Consider the following 16,826-nt stretch of genomic DNA (forward strand, 5'->3'; position numbering starts at 1 on the left):
AACCACGTCGCCCTAACGTGAGGTCGAACATGAGCAGCCAAGCAGACCAGAAATCATCCACTTTGACGGGCCTTGGCCTGCATGCGCAGGGTGGGCAAGAGGCAACGATTACCGGCCTAACCGTCGATAGCCGTGAGGTTGGCGAGGGCACGTTGTTCTTCGCACTTCCCGGTTCCACAGTGCATGGTGCTGAATTCATTCAATACGCGCTTCGCATGGGGGCGGCCGCTGTCCTGACAGACGCGCAAGGCGCTGAAATTGCAGCGAAAGAGCTGGCTGAAAGTGATGCGGCGCTGATTATTGCGGAAGACCCACGTGGTGCCTTGGCGCAAACCGCGTCCCTTTGGTTTGGTGCGCACCCCGAAACGGTCATTGCGGTCACCGGAACCAACGGAAAGACATCCGTTTCCACATTCGCACGCCAAATCTGGATCGAGATGGAGCTTGCCGCCGTGAACCTTGGCACCACGGGTGTTGAGGGCGCGTGGACCCATCCGCTTAAACACACAACGCCAGAACCAATCACTCTGCACCGGACCATGGCGCAGGCGAAGGCCGAAGGCATAACCCATGTCGCGATGGAGGCGTCCAGCCACGGGTTGGACCAACGCCGCCTTGATGGGGTGATTTTGGCAGCCGCTGGCTTTACCAATTTCACGCAAGACCACCTTGATTATCACGAGACCTTTGAAGCTTACTTTGACGCCAAGATGGGGTTGTTCACGCGGCTTCTGCCGGAAGAAGGCGTGGCCGTTATCAACATTGATGACCCAAAAGGACCCGAGGTTGTTGAACTCGCCGAAGCGCGCGGTTTGGAAACCATCACAGTTGGTCGCAGCGCTGATGCGCGTTTGCAGCTTACAGGACAACGGTTTGACGGAACGGGGCAGGAAATCCTGTTTGATTGGCAACGCGGCAGCCACAAGGCACGTCTAAATCTGATCGGCGGGTTTCAGGCCGACAACGTATTGCTTGCCGCTGGGTTGGTGATTGCCGCGGGGGGCGATCCCGAAGAAGCGTTCGACACGCTGCCGTACCTTACGACGGTTCGGGGCCGCATGCAGCATGCCGCGACCCGCAAGAATGGTGGATCGGTATTCGTTGATTATGCCCACACGCCTGACGCGGTTGCCACAGCGTTGAAGGCGATGCGCCCGCATGTGATGGGCAAGCTCATCGCGATTGTCGGGGCAGGCGGTGATCGTGATGCAACCAAGCGGCCTTTGATGGGGCAGGCGGCTGCAGAAAACGCGGATATTGTGTTCGTCACTGACGACAACCCACGTTCAGAAGACCCAAGCACCATTCGCGCCGCTGTTATGGCGGGCTGCCCTGAGGCTATTGAGGTCGGTGATCGCGCCGAAGCAATCCTGCGCGGTGTTGATGCGCTTGGACCTGGGGATGCGTTGTTGATTGCCGGTAAGGGTCATGAAAGCGGGCAGGTCATTGGGGATGATGTGCTACCATTTGACGATGTGGAACAAGCCAGCGTTGCCGTAGGCGCGCTTGACGGAGATTTGTAATGACGCTTTGGACATCAGGCGATGCGGTTGCTGCAACGGGTGGCACCTCCACCACGAAATGGACCGCGAATGGCGTGTCCATCGACACGCGCACGATTAAGGAAGGTGACCTGTTCGTAGCCCTTAAGGCCGAACGCGACGGTCATGACTTTGTAAAGATGGCGCTGGAAAAAGGCGCCGCTGCGGCGCTTGTAACGCACAAACCAGATGATGTTGCCGATGATGCACCGCTGTTGGTTGTGCCTGACGTCTTGGTGGCACTTGAGGCACTGGGGCAGGCAGCACGTGCGCGCACCAAAGCCAAAGTTCTTGCGATTACAGGGTCGGTCGGGAAAACCTCGGCCAAGGAAATGGCGCGCACGGTATTGCAGCGCCAGGGCAAGACCCATGCCGCCGAAGCCAGCTATAACAACCATTGGGGCGTGCCACTGACCCTTGCGCGGATGCCGCAAGACACAGAATTCGCAGTGATCGAGATTGGCATGTCCAACCCCGGTGAGATCGCGCCGCTGTCACGCATGACCCATCCTGATGTTGCGATGATCACAACGGTGGCAGCCGCTCACCTTGAAGCGTTTGACGACATTACCGGCATTGCGCGTGAAAAGGCCTCGATCCTTGATGGGCTGGGCAATCACGGTGTTGCTGTCTTGAACGCGGATACCGAAACAAGCGCCGTTTTGCAGAACTACGCCTCGCGCCGTGAGGTCGAGCAGGTCTTGTTCGGCCAAATGTCGCGATCTTGGAAGTTGGAACATGTGGCCCTGTCCGAGGGGCAGACAATGGTTCAGGCGGATACGCCCAATGGCCCGCTTATGTTCAAACTTTCAACGGCGGGGCGTCACTTTGCGATGAACGGGCTTGGCATTCTGGCCGCCTGTGATGCAATGGGCGCGGACCCTGTGCAAGCGGCGATGGACCTCGGCCTTTGGCAGCCCCCCGCTGGGCGTGGCACGTTGGAAACCGTCACGACGGACCCAGCCAACGTTGGCGAAAGCCTTGCACTGCTGGATGATGCGTTCAACGCCAACCCGACATCGCTGACAGCCGCGCTCGAAGTGCTGGCATCCTACACCCCGCGCGACAACGTGGGACGTGTGGTGAAGGGGCGGCGTGTGGCGATCCTTGGTGACATGCTTGAACTTGGGCCACATGAAATGGCGATGCATGCCGATGTGGTGAAAGACCCGTCTGTTCCAGCTTTGCATCTGATCCATTGTGCGGGCCCACGGATGCGCCACCTATACGTTGCTTTGCCGAATGCGCAGCGCGGCGAGTGGGCCGAGACGGCGCAAGAACTGGCTGGACAGGTGTCTCAACTCGTGGATGCGGGCGATGTTGTGCTTGTTAAGGGCTCAAAAGGCTCAAAAGTCAGCCTTGTCGTTGACGCCATCCGCAAACTGGGGCATCCCGATACCCTCTAGCGGTTCAATGTGAACCGACACGATCTAGTGATAACGCGATGGGGTTTACGTATATGTTGTTTTGGCTCACGGCACTTTCTGACGGCGGGGACTTCTTCAACCTCTTTCGCTACATCACGTTCCGTGCCGGTGGCGCGTTTCTGACAGCACTGATTTTCGGTTTCGTGTTTGGTCCATCCCTTATTCGTGTACTGCGCAAACGTCAGGGTAAAGGCCAACCGATCCGTGACGACGGCCCAGAAAGCCACTTTGCTAAAGCGGGTACACCGACAATGGGTGGTTTGCTGATTGTGGGCGCATTGCTGACGTCAACGTTGCTGTGGGCGCGTCTAGATAACCCGTTCATTTGGATGGTTCTGTTCGTCACAATGTCGTTCGCTCTGATCGGTTTTGCTGATGATTACGCAAAGGTGTCCAAGCAAAACACGGCTGGCGTATCTGGTAAGCTGCGTCTTGCCCTTGGGTTTCTGATCGCTGGCGTTGCGGCCTATTGGGCGGCGCAATATCACCCGGTTGAGCTGTCCAACAAACTCGCGCTGCCTATTTTCAAGGACGTTTTGGTCAACCTTGGCGTTCTGTTCATTCCGTTTGCGATGATCGTCATTGTTGGTGCAGCGAACGCTGTGAACATGACCGACGGTTTGGATGGCCTTGCGATTATGCCGGTTATGATCGCGGCAGGTGCCTTTGCTGTCATCGCCTATTTCGTTGGTCGTACCGATTTTACAACCGAACTTGGCCTGCACTACGTTCCTGGGACTGGTGAGCTTGCTATCTTTGCAGCCGGAATCATCGGCGGTGGTTTGGGTTTCTTGTGGTACAACGCCCCACCAGCAGCCGTGTTCATGGGCGACACTGGGTCGCTTGCACTTGGCGGCGCGCTGGGCGCAATCGCAGTCGCCACCAAGCATGAAATCGTCCTCGCCATCGTTGGCGGCCTCTTCGTTGTTGAAGCCATGTCCGTGATTATCCAAGTGCTGTATTTCAAGCGCACAGGGAAACGCGTTTTCCTTATGGCGCCGATCCACCATCACTATGAGAAAAAGGGATGGGCCGAACCGCAGATCGTTATCCGGTTCTGGATCATTTCCTTGATCCTCGCGGTGATTGGTCTTGCGACGTTGAAGGTCCGCTAAACGGGCATATTGTCCATCGGATCGTATTCTTCTTCAACGGGCGCCGGCGTTCCTGTTAGCCATGTTTCGGCAGCAGGCGCATCCCCGATATCAAACGCTTTGATTTCCAAACCAGGCATGAGCGCGCCTTCAATCTGGGCCGCCTTTTGCATCCACTTCGCATCTGTCAAAACAGCGCATTTTTCGAACCGCCGCATCGCGGTAAACAGCGCCGGAAGCCGTGCCATTTCAATCATGACGGCGGCAAATGTCGGCATCGCAAAATCTGCAATCTTTATCATCATTTGAGCGTCAGACATGCCTTCGGACTCTTGGAAAAAGTCTTCGAGGCCGAATTTCATCATGTCCGCATCCAGCGGTCCCCCAATTTCAATATCGAGGCGATTAGAGTTGGCTTTATGTACGAGTAACATCGCGTGTCCTCCATTTTTGATCACACGCTAACCATACGCCCTTCAGGAGTTTCGCACCTTGATCTGGAGCAATTCAGCAAACTATTGCCGCCACTATCATGAGCTTGCGAAACCGTCTCGCACACGGCACTCTGCGCGCCAATCAAAGGGGCTAAAAACATGATTCCAGTTCAAGGTTATTCAGGCAAAACCGTCGCGGTTCTTGGCCTTGGACGATCAGGTCTTGCGACTGTCACGGCACTGCAAGCTGGCGGCGCTAATGTGATCGTGTGGGACGACAGCCCCGAAGCCGCCGACAAAGCGAATGACGCTGGCGTGACGCTGCGCGATCTAACCAAACAGGGCGCGTTCACAGACGTTGCGGCGCTGATTACGTCCCCTGGCATCCCGCATCTATACCCCGAACCGCATCCTGCAATTGCGCGTGCGATGGTCGAGGGCTGCCCAGTGGACAACGACATCGGGTTGTTCTTTCGCAGCTTTGCGACGGGGGAGTGGGACAACTTTGAAACCATCCCAAAGGTCATTGCGGTGACTGGGTCCAATGGTAAATCCACGACCTCTGCGCTGATCTATCATATTCTTGAGGAGGCGGGCCGTCCGACCCAGTTGGCCGGAAACATCGGGCGCGGGGTGTTGGACATTGATGAAGCGCATGACGGCGAAGTTATCGTACTCGAACTTAGCTCTTATCAAACCGACCTTGCCCGTGCACTCACGCCGGATGTGGCCGTATTCACGAACCTTTCATCGGATCATCTGGATCGTCACGCTGGGCATGGAGGATATTTCGCCGCGAAACGTCGCCTGTTCGCAGAAGGCGGGCCAGATCGCGCAGTAATCGGTGTGGATGAACCCGAAGGCAACTACATCGCCAACCAGCTGTCGGAAGGGCCGGCAGATGATCGCGTGATCCGCGTCTCAAGCGGTACCAAGCTTGGCGGGGATGGCTGGAACGTGTTTGCCCGCAAAGGTTTCCTAAGCGAGACCCGTAAGGGGCGGCAGGTTGCATCAATCGATCTACGTCAAATCGCGGGATTGCCGGGCGCGCATAATCATCAGAATGCCTGCGCCGCATATGCTGCTTGTCGATCTTTGGGGATTGGGCCACGGGTGATTGAGCAAGCCTTGCACAGCTTTAAGGGCCTGCCGCACCGCAGTCAGTTGATCGCGCAGCGCGATGGCGTGGCATTTGTTAACGACAGTAAAGCGACCAACGTCGACTCAGCCGCCAAAGCGCTGGCAGCGTTCAGTAAGGTGCGTTGGATCTGCGGCGGGTTGGAAAAAGAGGGCGGATTGGAAGCCCTGCTGCCCGCGCCAACCGTGGTCAAAGCCTACGTCATCGGGCGTGAGGCCGCGGCCTTCGCTATGAAGCTTAAGGGGCTCGACGTGGAAATCTGCGGTGACATGAAAACGGCTGTGACAAAGGCCGCGGCCGATGCCCAATCGGGGGAAACCGTGTTGCTCGCGCCAGCCGCGGCGTCGTTTGATCAATACGATAGCTTTGAGAAGCGCGGTGATGATTTTGCGGAACAGGTTGCATCACTTTCCTAACCCTTGAAGGAGCCCGATATGTCGTGGATTAAAACAGTTCCCTATTCCGTCGCCACAGGCAAACTGAAGATGCTCTACGATCGTGTTAAAGGGCCCGATGACAATGTCGACAACATCATGATGGCCCACAGCCTGCGGCCGCATTCGATGGAAGGGCACATGACGATTTACAAAAATGTGCTGCACCATTCCTCCAACACTGTTCCAAAATGGTTTCTTGAAGTGCTTGGCGTTTGGGTCAGTTCATTGAACGACTGTGCGTATTGCGTTGAACATCATTTTGGCGGGATGAAGCGGTTGGTTGGCGACGACGCAAAATCAAACGCGATCCGAGGCGCGATTGAGGCGCGAGACCTTTCGGGGGCTCCGTTGGGCGCTGCGCAAAAACAGGCTTTGGTCTATGCAGAAAAGCTAACGCTGAACCCGCAAGGCATGGTTGAGGCTGACGCGATTTCTCTGCGCGAGGCGGGATTTGATGATGGAGAAATCCTCGAAATCAATCAAGTTTGCGCCTATTTTAACTACGCCAACCGCACGGTTCTGGGACTTGGGTGCTCGACAGTCGGAGACATCATTGGACTGTCGCCAAATGATTCAAACAATCCAGACGATTGGAACCATACCTAAGGTCTGGCGGCGATGGCGGTGCCGGCGGCATAACCCGAAGACCATGCCCACTGGAAGTTATACCCACCAAGCCACCCCGTGACATCAACCGCTTCGCCGATGAAATAGAGACCCGCTTGCGCCTTGGCCTCCATCGTCTTTGAGGACAGCCCGTTTGTGTCGATGCCACCCGCCGTGACTTCGGCTGTGCGATAGCCTTCGGTGCCGGAGGGTTTGAGTTTCCAGTTGTGCAAGTCTGCGATCACCGCGTCGATGCGAGCGTCCGACAGGTCGCCTGTATTTCCGGTTAGCTTTAGGTCCGCCGTCAAGAAATCGATCAGTCGGGCAGGGATGTATTTTGCCAATGTCGTGGTCAGTGCCTTGCGGCCCTCGGTGGTTCGGCCCGCCTTCAACGCGCTTGCGAGGTCGAAGTCTGGCGAAATCGACACGGACACATCTTCACCCTCAACCCAGTAAGATGACGCTTGCAGAACAGCAGGGCCGGACAACCCGCGATGGGTGAACAACAGGGCCTCATCAAACGCGGTGCCGTCGTTCGTCGTGACCCGCGCGGGGGTGGCGACGCCAGCCAGCGGTTTGAATTTTTCATCTGAAAACGTGAACGGCACGAGGGCAGGGCGGGTATCCGTAACGGCAAGCCCGAACTGCGTTGCGATCTCATAGGCCAACCCAGTCGCCCCCATTTTGGGAATGGATTTGCCTCCCGTTGCGACCACTAGATTGTCAGCCGTGACCACTTGCGCTTGACCGTGGCGTTTCAGGGCGACCTGAAACTGCGCACCGTCGTGGCGGATATTGCCAATGCTTGTTTGTGTCCAAACCTCACCACCGGCGTTCTCAACTTCAGCCAGCAACATAGCGATAATGTCCTTGGCCGTGTCATCGCAAAACAGCTGCCCAAGGGTTTTTTCGTGCCATGCGATTTTGTAGCGGTCCATCAGATCAATGAAATCCCACTGCGTGTAGCGCGCCAACGCGGACTTAGCGAAATGGGGGTTCTGGCTGATAAAGTTCGCGGCCGTCGTGCCAAGGTTGGTGAAATTACAGCGCCCGCCGCCTGAAATGCGGATTTTTTCGCCGGCGGTTTTGGCGTGATCAACGACCAAAGTGCTGGGACCCGCGTAGGCAGCGCAGTGAAGTCCGGCTGCGCCGGCACCAAGGATAAGTGTGTTTACATGCATAGCAATCAGGTGCCTTGAAAACGCGTCGCGCACAAGGGGGGGTAAAAAACGTGTCATTTCACTGGAATCGTAAGGGTTTTGTCGTTAGAGTAAAAAGCAGACCCGGCAAACGGGCGTTTTGAGGCAGTAAGGCAGTCGCCATGACAGAAATGGTTTTCGGTGCGATCCCCGCTCAATCGGGTGATCCGGTTCTTCCACGTTGGTGGAGGACCGTTGATAAATTGACGTTGTCCTGCATCATCGTTTTATTCGGTATTGGATTGTTGTTAGGGCTGGCTGCGTCGCCGCCTTTGGCTGCAAAGAACGGGTTTGAACCCTTCCACTATGTGCAACGTCAGGCGTTGTTTGGCTCAATCGCGATGGTTGTGCTGGTTGTCACGTCGATGATGTCGCCGACTTTGGTGCGTCGCTTGGCTGTTCTTGGCTTTTTGGCCGCGTTCATCGCGCTGGCCGGTCTACCATTCTTGGGGACTGACTTTGGTAAAGGCGCTGTGCGCTGGTATTCATTGGGCTTTGCGTCCGTGCAGCCGTCCGAATTCCTGAAACCCGGTTTTATCGTTGTGGCAGCATGGTTTATGGCCGCGAGCCAAGAGATTGGTGGTCCTCCAGGTAAGTCATATTCCCTTATTTTGACGGCGGTGATCGTGTTGATGCTGGCAATGCAGCCTGACTTTGGCCAATCCGCACTGATCCTGTTTGGCTGGGGCGTGATGTATTTCATTGCTGGCGCGCCGATGCTTATTCTTGTCGGACTGGCGGTTGTTGTTATCTTTGGCGGCACGGTTGCCTATTCGAATTCAGAACACTTTGCGCGTCGTATTGATGGGTTCTTGAATCCAGACGTCGATCCGACCACGCAGCTTGGCTATGCCACAAACGCCATTCGCGAAGGCGGGTTCTTCGGTGTTGGTGTGGGCGAGGGGCAGGTGAAATGGTCGCTGCCGGATGCGCACACGGATTTCATTATTGCAGTTGCGGCCGAAGAATACGGGCTAATTTGCGTTCTGGCGATCATCGGGCTTTACGCCACTGTCGTCGTGCGTTCCTTGATGCGCCTGATGAAAGAACGTAATCCGTTCATTCGTTTGGCCGGCTGTGGGCTTGCGTGCATCGTGGGTGTTCAGGCGATGATTAACATGGGCGTGGCAGTGCGTTTGTTGCCTGCCAAAGGCATGACATTGCCGTTCGTGAGCTACGGTGGATCCTCGGTTATTGCTTCCGCGATTGCGGTGGGCATGTTGCTGGCGTTCACGCGAACGCGTCCACAGGGACAAATTGGTGACATTTTGCTACGGCGGGGGCGCTAATGGCTGATCCACTTCTGATTATCGCAGCGGGCGGCACGGGCGGGCATATGTTCCCAGCCCAAGCCTTGGCCGAAGCGATGCTGGCGCGCGGCTGGCGGGTCAAACTGTCCACGGATGTGCGCGGTGCGCGTTATACGGGTGGCTTCCCCCATGCGGTTGAGATTGAGCAAGTTGGTTCGGCGACGTTCGCACGCGGTGGATTGATCGCGAAACTCAAAGCGCCGTTTACGATTTTTGGCGGAGTGATATCCGCTGTATTCAAGATGCTGCGTGACAAGCCGACAGTCGTTGTGGGCTTTGGTGGCTACCCAACCATTCCGGCGATGTCCGCCGCGTGGGTCTTGCGTAAACCGACAATGATCCACGAGCAAAACGGCGTTCTGGGCCGCGTGAACAAGATATTTTCAAAGCGGGTGAACAAGGTGGCCTGCGGAACGTGGCCGACTGAATTGCCAAGTGGTGTCGAGGGCGTGCCCGTCGGCAACCCCGTCCGCAATGCAATTCTGGAACGGGCAGGGGCAGGTTACATCGCACCGGGTGACTACCCAATGTCCATTCTGGTGATGGGTGGCTCGCAAGGCGCACGCATCTTGTCCGACATTGTCCCACCTGCGATTTCTGCGCTTCCGTCCGCCATTCGCCGCAACATTCGCGTCAGCCATCAGGCCCGCGCTGAGGACCTTGAGCGCGTTGCGCAGTATTATGCAGACGAAGGTATTCCCGCTGATGTGCAGCCGTTCTTTAATGACGTGCCGACGCTGATGTCTGAGTGCCAACTGGTGATTTCTCGCGCAGGTGCGTCGTCTATTGCAGACCTTAGCATCATCGGGCGTCCAGCAATTCTTGTTCCATATGCAATGGCATTAGGAGACCACCAAACGGCGAATGCGCGCCAACTGGTTGACGCAGGCGCGGCTATTTTAGTCGCCGAGACGGACCTTCAGGTCGACAGTCTTTCAGAGCAGATTTCAAACGTGTTGGGCGATGCAGGCAAAGCGCAATCCATGTCCCAAGCGGCACTTGCGTGTGGCAAACCAGATGCGACCGAAACCCTGGTCTCGCTGACGATAGAATTGACCCAACCTAAACCGTAAATACGAGTAACACTAAGAAGATGGACGGAAGCAGACCCATGAACGCAGCAGCGACAAAACTCCCCCTCGACGTCGGCCCGATCCACTTTGTTGGTATCGGCGGTATTGGCATGTCGGGGATCGCAGAAGTTTTATTGTCGCATGGGTACACCGTTCAAGGGTCCGATCTTAAGGAAAGCCCAATCACCAAGCGGCTAACCAAACTGGGTGCGCATATTTTCGTAGGCCAAAAGGCCGAGAACATTGCAAACGCGGAAGTCATCGTAATTTCCAGCGCAATCAAAGCAGGCAACCCTGAGCTGGACGAAGCGCGCGCGCGTGGTCTTCCAATCGTGCGTCGCGCCGAAATGCTGGCGGAACTGATGCGGATGAAGTCCAACATTGCTGTGGCAGGGACGCACGGTAAAACGACGACCACGACGATGGTTGCGGCGTTGCTTGATGGTGGCAATTTCAACCCGACGGTCGTGAACGGCGGCATCATTCACGCCTATGGATCTAATGCGCGCGTCGGTGACGGTGAATGGATGGTGGTCGAAGCGGACGAGTCCGACGGCACGTTCAACCGCCTGCCAGCGACGATCGCGATTGTGACCAACATTGACCCAGAGCACATGGAGCATTGGGGCACCGAAGAAAACCTGCATCGCGGGTTCTATGATTTTGTATCAGGTATTCCGTTTTACGGGCTGGCCGTGTGCTGCACGGATGATAGCGACGTTCAGGCGTTGGTTGGTAAAATCACTGATCGCCGCGTGATGACCTATGGGTTTAACGCCCAAGCAGACGTGCGGGCGACCAATTTGACCTACAAACAAGGCATCGCGCATTTTGATGTGGTCTTGCAAAACGAAGATATGACTATCGAGGGCTGTGCATTGCCAATGCCCGGTGATCACAACGTTTCAAACGCGTTGTCGGCAATCGCCGTGGCGCGTCATTTGGGGATGAAAGCCGAAGAAATTCGCACGGCGTTGGAAAACTTTGGCGGCGTGAACCGTCGATTTACCCGTGTTGGCGAAGTGGATGGCGTGACGATAATTGATGATTACGGTCACCATCCGACCGAAATTCTGGCTGTACTAAAGGCCGCACGCCAAGCCTGCGACGGGCGTATCATCGCGGTTCACCAACCGCACCGCTACACGCGTGTGCACCATCATTTTGACGACTACTGTGCATGTTTCAACGATGCCGATGTTGTCGCCATTTCCGAGGTTTTCGCCGCGGGTGAAGACGTAATCGAGGGCGCAACGCGCGATGATTTGGTCGCAGGACTGATCCGCGCAGGCCACCGCCATGCCCGCGCAATTACGGATGAAGCCGATTTGGTGCGTTTGGTACGCGAGCAAGCAAAGCCAGGTGATATGGTGGTTTGTCTTGGTGCTGGTTCTATTTCCAGCTGGGCGAACGCATTGCCGGAGCTACTTAAAGCGTGACCTATGAATGGCTCATCCTTGGTGCGGTTCTGATTGTCGCGCTTTTGCCGATGATCAAATGGGTGCGCCGTTTGCTGTGGGCGTTCACGATTGCATTCGTTGGAATGATGTTAATTCATATGCAGCACAATCCCGGTGAGGCAACACTGGCACTGGGCGCGATGGGCGGCGGGTTGATGTTTGCACGCCCCATCCGACGCATGGTTTTGGGGGGAATGCTGTGAGCTGGTCGATAGTCATTGCCGCCCTTTGGGTGTTGGCCGCGACTGGGACGGCTTTGCTGCCGATGCGCAGGCAATATGTGCCTGGCGTGACTTTGTTGTTGCTCGCACCGATCCTCATTCTTTGGCTTGGCTATGACTTTGGGTGGGGCTGGAGTGTTGCGGCGTTCCTTGCGTTTGCATCAATGTTTCGTAATCCGCTTAGATACCTGTTTGCGCGCGCGCGCGGGCGACGACCGGAGCTTCCGAAATGATGGCTATGGGGTTAGGATTTGCATGGCTTGTTGCCGCCAATGTTTTGGCACTTATACCGAGCCGAGATAATTTGTGGACGCGGGCCTATGTGCTGATCGCGATCGGAATTCCGTTGTTGGGCTACATTACCTATACGAACGGACCGCTTCTTGGCATGGTGTTTTTGATCGCTGGATGTAGCGTGTTGCGTTGGCCGGTGGTCTATTTGACGCGTTGGGTGCGCCGCATGGTGACAAAGGCTGAAAGCTAAGATCGACCGACAATCACTTGGCAGCAGTGGTGTGTCGCGCTAAACGAGCCCCATGATGTTGAATGATTTGCCCGAAGTACGCGGCGTGTTAACGCCAAACCGTGACCTGTCTGAGTTGACGTGGATGCGCGTGGGTGGGCCTGCGGATGTGTTGTTCCAACCTGCCGATGAAGACGATTTGTGCGCGTTCTTGGCCGCATTGCCAGATGATATTCCCGTTTTTGCGATGGGGGTCGGGTCAAATCTGATCGTGCGTGATGGTGGGGTGCGCGGCGTCGTGATCCGGCTTGGGCGTGGTTTCAACGGGATTGAGTTTGACGGAGATACTGTGCGGGCAGGGGCTGCGGCGTTGGATATGCATGTAGCGCGCAAGGCTGCGGCGCAGGGGCTGAACCTGACGTTTTTGCGCACAATCCCAGGGTCCGTTGGCGGCGCTGTTCGGATGAATGCTGGGTGCTACGGCGATTACATGGCCGATGTTTTGCAGGACGTGCGCGTGGTGATGCGGGATGGTTCTGTGCAAACGCTGGCCGCTGATGCGCTTGATTTGCAGTACCGCTCGTCCACTTTGCCAGAGGGGGCCGTGATCGTTTCGGCCACTTTGAAAGCCCCAAGTGAAGATGCGCAGGTTCTTGAAGACCGCATGGCGGCACAGCTGGCCAAGCGCGATGAAACCCAGCCGACGAAAGACCGAACGGCGGGAAGTACATTCCGCAATCCGGCAGGGTTTTCCAGCACAGGGAAGGCGGATGACAGCCAAGACCTGAAGGCGTGGAAGGTGATTGACGACGCTGGCATGCGCGGCGCAACCATCGGTGGCGCGGTCATGAACGTTAAACATTCCAACTTTTTGACCAACGCTGGTGGCGCGACTGCTGCCGACCTAGAAGACCTAGGGGAAAGCGTTAGAAAAAAGGTTTACGAAACCAGTGGATTAACGCTAGTATGGGAAATTATGAGGGTTGGTGAACCGGCCCCGAAAGACTGACCCCCTTTATCGGGTCAAAGCCCCACAGGCAGGGGCGCGGTAAACAAAGTATATGACGACCCAACAAAGGGTCGCGAAAGAGGCGATAGCGTGTCGAGCAGGACACCCCAAACCGTAGCCGTTCTATTGGGCGGCCCCTCGGCTGAACGTGAGGTATCCCTCAGTTCAGGCAAAGAATGTGCGACCGCTTTGCGCGTCGCCGGCTTCGACGTGGTTGAGATCGATGCAGGTGTCGACCTTGTTGAACAGCTGAAATCCGCCAAGCCAGATGTTGCGTTTAATGCGCTGCATGGTCGTTGGTGCGAAGATGGTGTTGTGCAGGGTGTGCTGGAATGGCTGCGTATCCCGTACACGCACAGCGGCGTTTTGGCGTCGGCCACGTCGATGGATAAGCAAAAGACCAAAGACGTCTATCGCACCCATGGCTTGCCGTTCGTGAAAAGCGTTTTGGCAACGAAGGCGCAGATTGAAGCGGGCCACGTGATGACGCCGCCTTACGTTGTAAAGCCATTTGATGAAGGCTCTAGCGTAGGTATTTATCTGGTGATGGAAGGCGATACGCCCCCAACGCTTGCGGATGGCTTGCCGGATTTGATGATGGTCGAAACATATGCGCCAGGTCGTGAGTTGACGACAGCAGTGATGGGCGATCGCGCGTTGACGGTGACGGATATCGTCGTGGACGGTTGGTATGACTATGAAGCCAAGTATGGCGATGGCGGATCCAAACACATTCTGCCTGCAGATATTCCAAAGGAAATTTTCGATGCTTGTATCGATTACGCGGTGCGCGCCCATGATGCGCTTGGCTGTCGTGGTTTGAGTCGCTCGGATTACCGTTGGGACGAAAGCCGCGGTCTTGATGGGCTGATTTTGCTGGAAACGAATACACAGCCTGGAATGACACCGACATCGTTGGCCCCTGAACAGGCGGCGCATGTTGGAATTTCTTTCCCAGAACTGATGACTTGGATGGTGGAGGACGCGTCATGCGATCGCTAAAGGCACAACGCCCAGACGGCACACGCCGCGACCCAGCGCCAAGCCGTTGGGGATATCGTTACCAGCGTTTGATGCTGACACCAGGCTTTCGCAAGCTGGTTAAGGTTGGTGTTCCGTTGCTGGTGGTTGGTGGATTGATCGCGGGTTGGACGGCGCGCGAAGCGAACCGTCAGATGATCGCGGATGCCTACAACAACACCAAAACCCAAATTCAGCAGCGCGATGAATTCATGGTTAAGATGATGGCGATTGATGGGGCTGATGACACGTTGGCAGCTGATATCCGCACGGTTTTGCCATTGGAATTTCCGCAGTCCAACTTTGACCTCGACCTAGAGGAAATGCGCCAAACGGTTGCTGCATTGCCCGCCGTAGCTGAGGCCGCGTTGCGCGTGCGTCCGGGTGGAATTTTGCAAGTGAACGTCACGCAACGGGTTCCGGTTGCCGTGTTCCGTGCGCCTGAAGGCCTCAAGCTAATCGACGGCGGAGGTGTGCTGATACAGAATATTATCGCGCGTGCGGATCGTTCTGACTTACCACTGATTACGGGTGATGGCGCCCGCGAAGCGCTTGGTGAAGGGCTTGAGATCTACCGCGTTGCAGGGCCGCTTGCGCCGCGTATGCGCGGTGTTGTTCGCATGGGGGAGCGTCGTTGGGATGTGATCCTCGACAGTGGGCAACGCATTCTATTGCCAACAGAAAGCCCAGTGCCCGCGTTTGAACGCGTTGTTGCATTGAACCAAGCCCAAGACTTGCTGGAACGGGATGTCGCCGTCGTTGATATGCGCCACCCAGACCGTCCGACAATCCGATTAAACGAACAGGCCGTGACGAATTTGCGTCAGATCAACGCCGAACAAGAATAAGAATAGGTGTGTAAAACATGAGAGATCTTTACCAATCCCAGCGCGCCATGCGCAGCATGCGTCAAGCGGCAATGCAACGCGGCGTTATCGCGATTTTGGACATCGGCAGTTCCAAGATTGCCTGCCTTGTTCTGCGTTTCGACGGACCTGAGCAATTTAGCGCCAAGGATGGTTTCGGGGATGGTGTTGGTTCCATGGCGGGGCAGTCCTCGTTTCGGGTGATTGGTGCGGCGACAACCCGTTCACGCGGTGTGCGTTTTGGTGAAGTTGAAGCAATGGCTGAAACGGAACGTGCGGTCCGTACGGCGGTTCAAGCGGCACAAAAGATGGCGAATGTTCGTGTGGATCACGTGATTGCCTGTTTGTCAGGTGGGCGTCCGCGCTCATACGGGTTGGACGGGCAGGTCGATGTGATGGGTCAAACCGTTACTGAGGGCGACATTGGTCGCGTGTTGGCGGAATGCGAAGTACCGGATATCGGCGAAGGCCGCCAAGTGTTGCACGCGCAGCCGATCAATTTCGCACTGGATCACCGCTCGGGTCTTGAAGACCCGCGTGGTCAGATCGGGTCAACATTGACCACAGACATGCATCTCATGACTGTCGAAGACAGCATCATTGAGAACCTTCTATACTGTATCAAACGCTGTGATCTTGAACTGGCGGGCGTTGCGTCCTCTGCTTATGCGGCCGGGATTTCGTCGCTGGTGGAAGACGAGCAAGAACTCGGTGCCGCGTGTATTGATATGGGGGGCGGTTCAACCGGTATTTCCATCTTTATGCGCAAACATATGATCTATTCGGACTCTGTTCGTATGGGCGGGGACCATGTGACGTCCGACATTTCCATGGGTCTGCAGGTTGCGCCTGCGATGGCGGAGCGGATCAAGACATTCTATGGCGGCGTGCTGGCGACGGGCATGGATGATCGCGAGATGATCGAAGTTGGCAGTAACACAGGTGATTGGGAGCGCGATCGTCGCACCGTCAGTCGCGCGGAACTGATCGGCATCATGCGCCCACGCGTTGAAGAAATCCTTGAAGAAGTGCGCGTGCGTTTGGACGCGGCGGGCTTTGAACATTTGCCAAGCCAACAGATCGTTCTGACTGGTGGCGGCAGCCAAATTCCGGGCCTTGATGGTCTAGCCAGCAAAATCCTTGGCCAGCAAGTGCGCCTTGGTCGCCCGTTGCGCGTTCAAGGTTTGCCTCAAGCGGCGACCGGGTCAGCATTTTCGGCGGCTGTTGGCCTCAGCCTTTTTGCGGCGAACCCGCAAGACGAGTGGTGGGACTTCGATATTCCTGCCGAGAAATATCCAGCACGCTCCCTCAAACGGGCGGTTCGTTGGTTTAGAGAGAACTGGTAGTTACGTGGGTTACCACCCACGCATACGCAAGATTTCGCCGATCACCCCAGATACGGCGGAAAAACTTGCTGGGAGGCCCACATTTTGCGGTTTTTTGGCACTTTAGACGTGACCCAAGGGGCAGAGGCCGTTAAGGTCCAGTAAATAATTCGACAAGAACGCCCGATGGGACGGGCCCAACA

Annotated in this window: 17 protein-coding genes; 15 read left to right on the plus strand and 2 right to left on the minus strand. The window is 56.2% G+C overall.

Annotation, left to right across the window (positions count from 1 at the left end; genetic code table 11):
- The first annotated feature begins 29 nt into the window (after window positions 1–29).
- The 3 genes from OSB_RS05390 to mraY are packed head-to-tail and all read left to right on the plus strand — an operon-like array spanning window position 30 to window position 4,083.
- Window positions 30–1,523 carry a UDP-N-acetylmuramoyl-L-alanyl-D-glutamate--2,6-diaminopimelate ligase gene (locus tag OSB_RS05390; protein ID WP_049834022.1) on the plus strand — a complete coding sequence of 498 codons (1,494 nt, stop codon included), beginning with the start codon at window positions 30–32 and terminating at the stop codon, window positions 1,521–1,523.
- Entirely contained in the window at window positions 1,523–2,947 is a 1,425-nt protein-coding gene (locus OSB_RS05395) for a UDP-N-acetylmuramoyl-tripeptide--D-alanyl-D-alanine ligase (RefSeq protein WP_049834023.1), read from the plus strand. Before OSB_RS05390 ends, OSB_RS05395 begins: the two co-directional genes overlap by 1 nt.
- Before the next feature lie 53 nt (window positions 2,948–3,000).
- Window positions 3,001–4,083 (plus strand): phospho-N-acetylmuramoyl-pentapeptide-transferase, encoded by a 1,083-nt coding sequence (gene mraY / locus OSB_RS05400; protein WP_049834024.1) that lies wholly within the window; start codon window positions 3,001–3,003, stop codon window positions 4,081–4,083.
- Here the strand turns inward: mraY and OSB_RS05405 are convergent.
- Entirely contained in the window at window positions 4,080–4,496 is a 417-nt protein-coding gene (locus tag OSB_RS05405; RefSeq protein WP_049834025.1) for a SpoIIAA family protein, read from the minus strand. The two genes, mraY and OSB_RS05405, sit on opposite strands and share 4 nt — an antisense overlap.
- A 159-nt stretch (window positions 4,497–4,655) precedes the next feature.
- Between OSB_RS05405 and murD the strand changes: the two genes are divergently transcribed.
- Window positions 4,656–6,050 carry a UDP-N-acetylmuramoyl-L-alanine--D-glutamate ligase gene (gene murD / locus OSB_RS05410; RefSeq protein ID WP_049834026.1) on the plus strand — a complete coding sequence of 465 codons (1,395 nt, stop codon included), beginning with the start codon at window positions 4,656–4,658 and terminating at the stop codon, window positions 6,048–6,050.
- 18 nt (window positions 6,051–6,068) lie between these two features.
- On the plus strand, window positions 6,069–6,677 hold the full coding sequence (locus tag OSB_RS05415; protein ID WP_049834027.1) for a carboxymuconolactone decarboxylase family protein: 609 nt from the start codon (window positions 6,069–6,071) through the stop codon (window positions 6,675–6,677).
- On the opposite strand, the gene OSB_RS05420 is transcribed toward OSB_RS05415, so the two are convergent.
- Complete coding sequence (locus OSB_RS05420) at window positions 6,674–7,858, minus strand: BaiN/RdsA family NAD(P)/FAD-dependent oxidoreductase (RefSeq protein ID WP_049836060.1); 1,185 nt, start codon at window positions 7,856–7,858, stop codon at window positions 6,674–6,676. The two genes, OSB_RS05415 and OSB_RS05420, sit on opposite strands and share 4 nt — an antisense overlap.
- 140 nt (window positions 7,859–7,998) lie before the next feature.
- Here OSB_RS05420 and ftsW point away from each other — a divergent pair, with 140 nt between their 5' ends.
- The 10 genes from ftsW (at window position 7,999) to ftsA (ending at window position 16,644) form a co-directional block, all read left to right on the plus strand.
- Entirely contained in the window at window positions 7,999–9,165 is a 1,167-nt protein-coding gene (ftsW, locus tag OSB_RS05425) for a putative lipid II flippase FtsW (RefSeq protein ID WP_049834028.1), read from the plus strand.
- On the plus strand, window positions 9,165–10,259 hold the full coding sequence (gene murG, locus OSB_RS05430; RefSeq protein ID WP_049834029.1) for an undecaprenyldiphospho-muramoylpentapeptide beta-N-acetylglucosaminyltransferase: 1,095 nt from the start codon (window positions 9,165–9,167) through the stop codon (window positions 10,257–10,259). The genes ftsW and murG overlap by 1 nt, the downstream gene beginning before the upstream one ends.
- A 20-nt stretch (window positions 10,260–10,279) precedes the next feature.
- Window positions 10,280–11,698, plus strand: coding sequence for a UDP-N-acetylmuramate--L-alanine ligase (gene murC / locus OSB_RS05435; protein WP_074202193.1), 1,419 nt, complete (start codon window positions 10,280–10,282; stop codon window positions 11,696–11,698).
- Window positions 11,695–11,922 (plus strand): hypothetical protein, encoded by a 228-nt coding sequence (locus tag OSB_RS05440; protein ID WP_049834031.1) that lies wholly within the window; start codon window positions 11,695–11,697, stop codon window positions 11,920–11,922. Before murC ends, OSB_RS05440 begins: the two co-directional genes overlap by 4 nt.
- The gene (locus OSB_RS05445; protein WP_049834032.1) at window positions 11,919–12,173 is read left to right on the plus strand and encodes a DUF2484 family protein; all 255 of its coding nucleotides are present in this window, start codon (window positions 11,919–11,921) and stop codon (window positions 12,171–12,173) included. Before OSB_RS05440 ends, OSB_RS05445 begins: the two co-directional genes overlap by 4 nt.
- A complete protein-coding gene (locus OSB_RS05450) occupies window positions 12,170–12,424 on the plus strand; it encodes a DUF2484 family protein (RefSeq protein WP_049834033.1) in 255 nt (84 codons plus the stop codon). Before OSB_RS05445 ends, OSB_RS05450 begins: the two co-directional genes overlap by 4 nt.
- 52 nt (window positions 12,425–12,476) lie before the next feature.
- On the plus strand, window positions 12,477–13,412 hold the full coding sequence (gene murB / locus OSB_RS05455; RefSeq protein ID WP_200802523.1) for a UDP-N-acetylmuramate dehydrogenase: 936 nt from the start codon (window positions 12,477–12,479) through the stop codon (window positions 13,410–13,412).
- 90 nt (window positions 13,413–13,502) lie between these two features.
- Window positions 13,503–14,414: a D-alanine--D-alanine ligase gene (locus OSB_RS05460; protein WP_074202194.1), complete on the plus strand. Its 912-nt coding sequence runs from the start codon at window positions 13,503–13,505 to the stop codon at window positions 14,412–14,414.
- Window positions 14,402–15,280: a cell division protein FtsQ/DivIB gene (locus OSB_RS05465; RefSeq protein ID WP_049834035.1), complete on the plus strand. Its 879-nt coding sequence runs from the start codon at window positions 14,402–14,404 to the stop codon at window positions 15,278–15,280. The genes OSB_RS05460 and OSB_RS05465 overlap by 13 nt, the downstream gene beginning before the upstream one ends.
- Before the next feature lie 17 nt (window positions 15,281–15,297).
- The gene (gene ftsA, locus OSB_RS05470) at window positions 15,298–16,644 is read left to right on the plus strand and encodes a cell division protein FtsA (RefSeq protein WP_049834036.1); all 1,347 of its coding nucleotides are present in this window, start codon (window positions 15,298–15,300) and stop codon (window positions 16,642–16,644) included.
- The last annotated feature ends 182 nt before the right edge of the window (window positions 16,645–16,826 follow it).

The sequence above is a fragment of the Octadecabacter temperatus genome (genome assembly GCF_001187845.1).
In the GTDB taxonomy this organism is placed as follows: Bacteria; Pseudomonadota; Alphaproteobacteria; order Rhodobacterales; family Rhodobacteraceae; genus Octadecabacter; species Octadecabacter temperatus.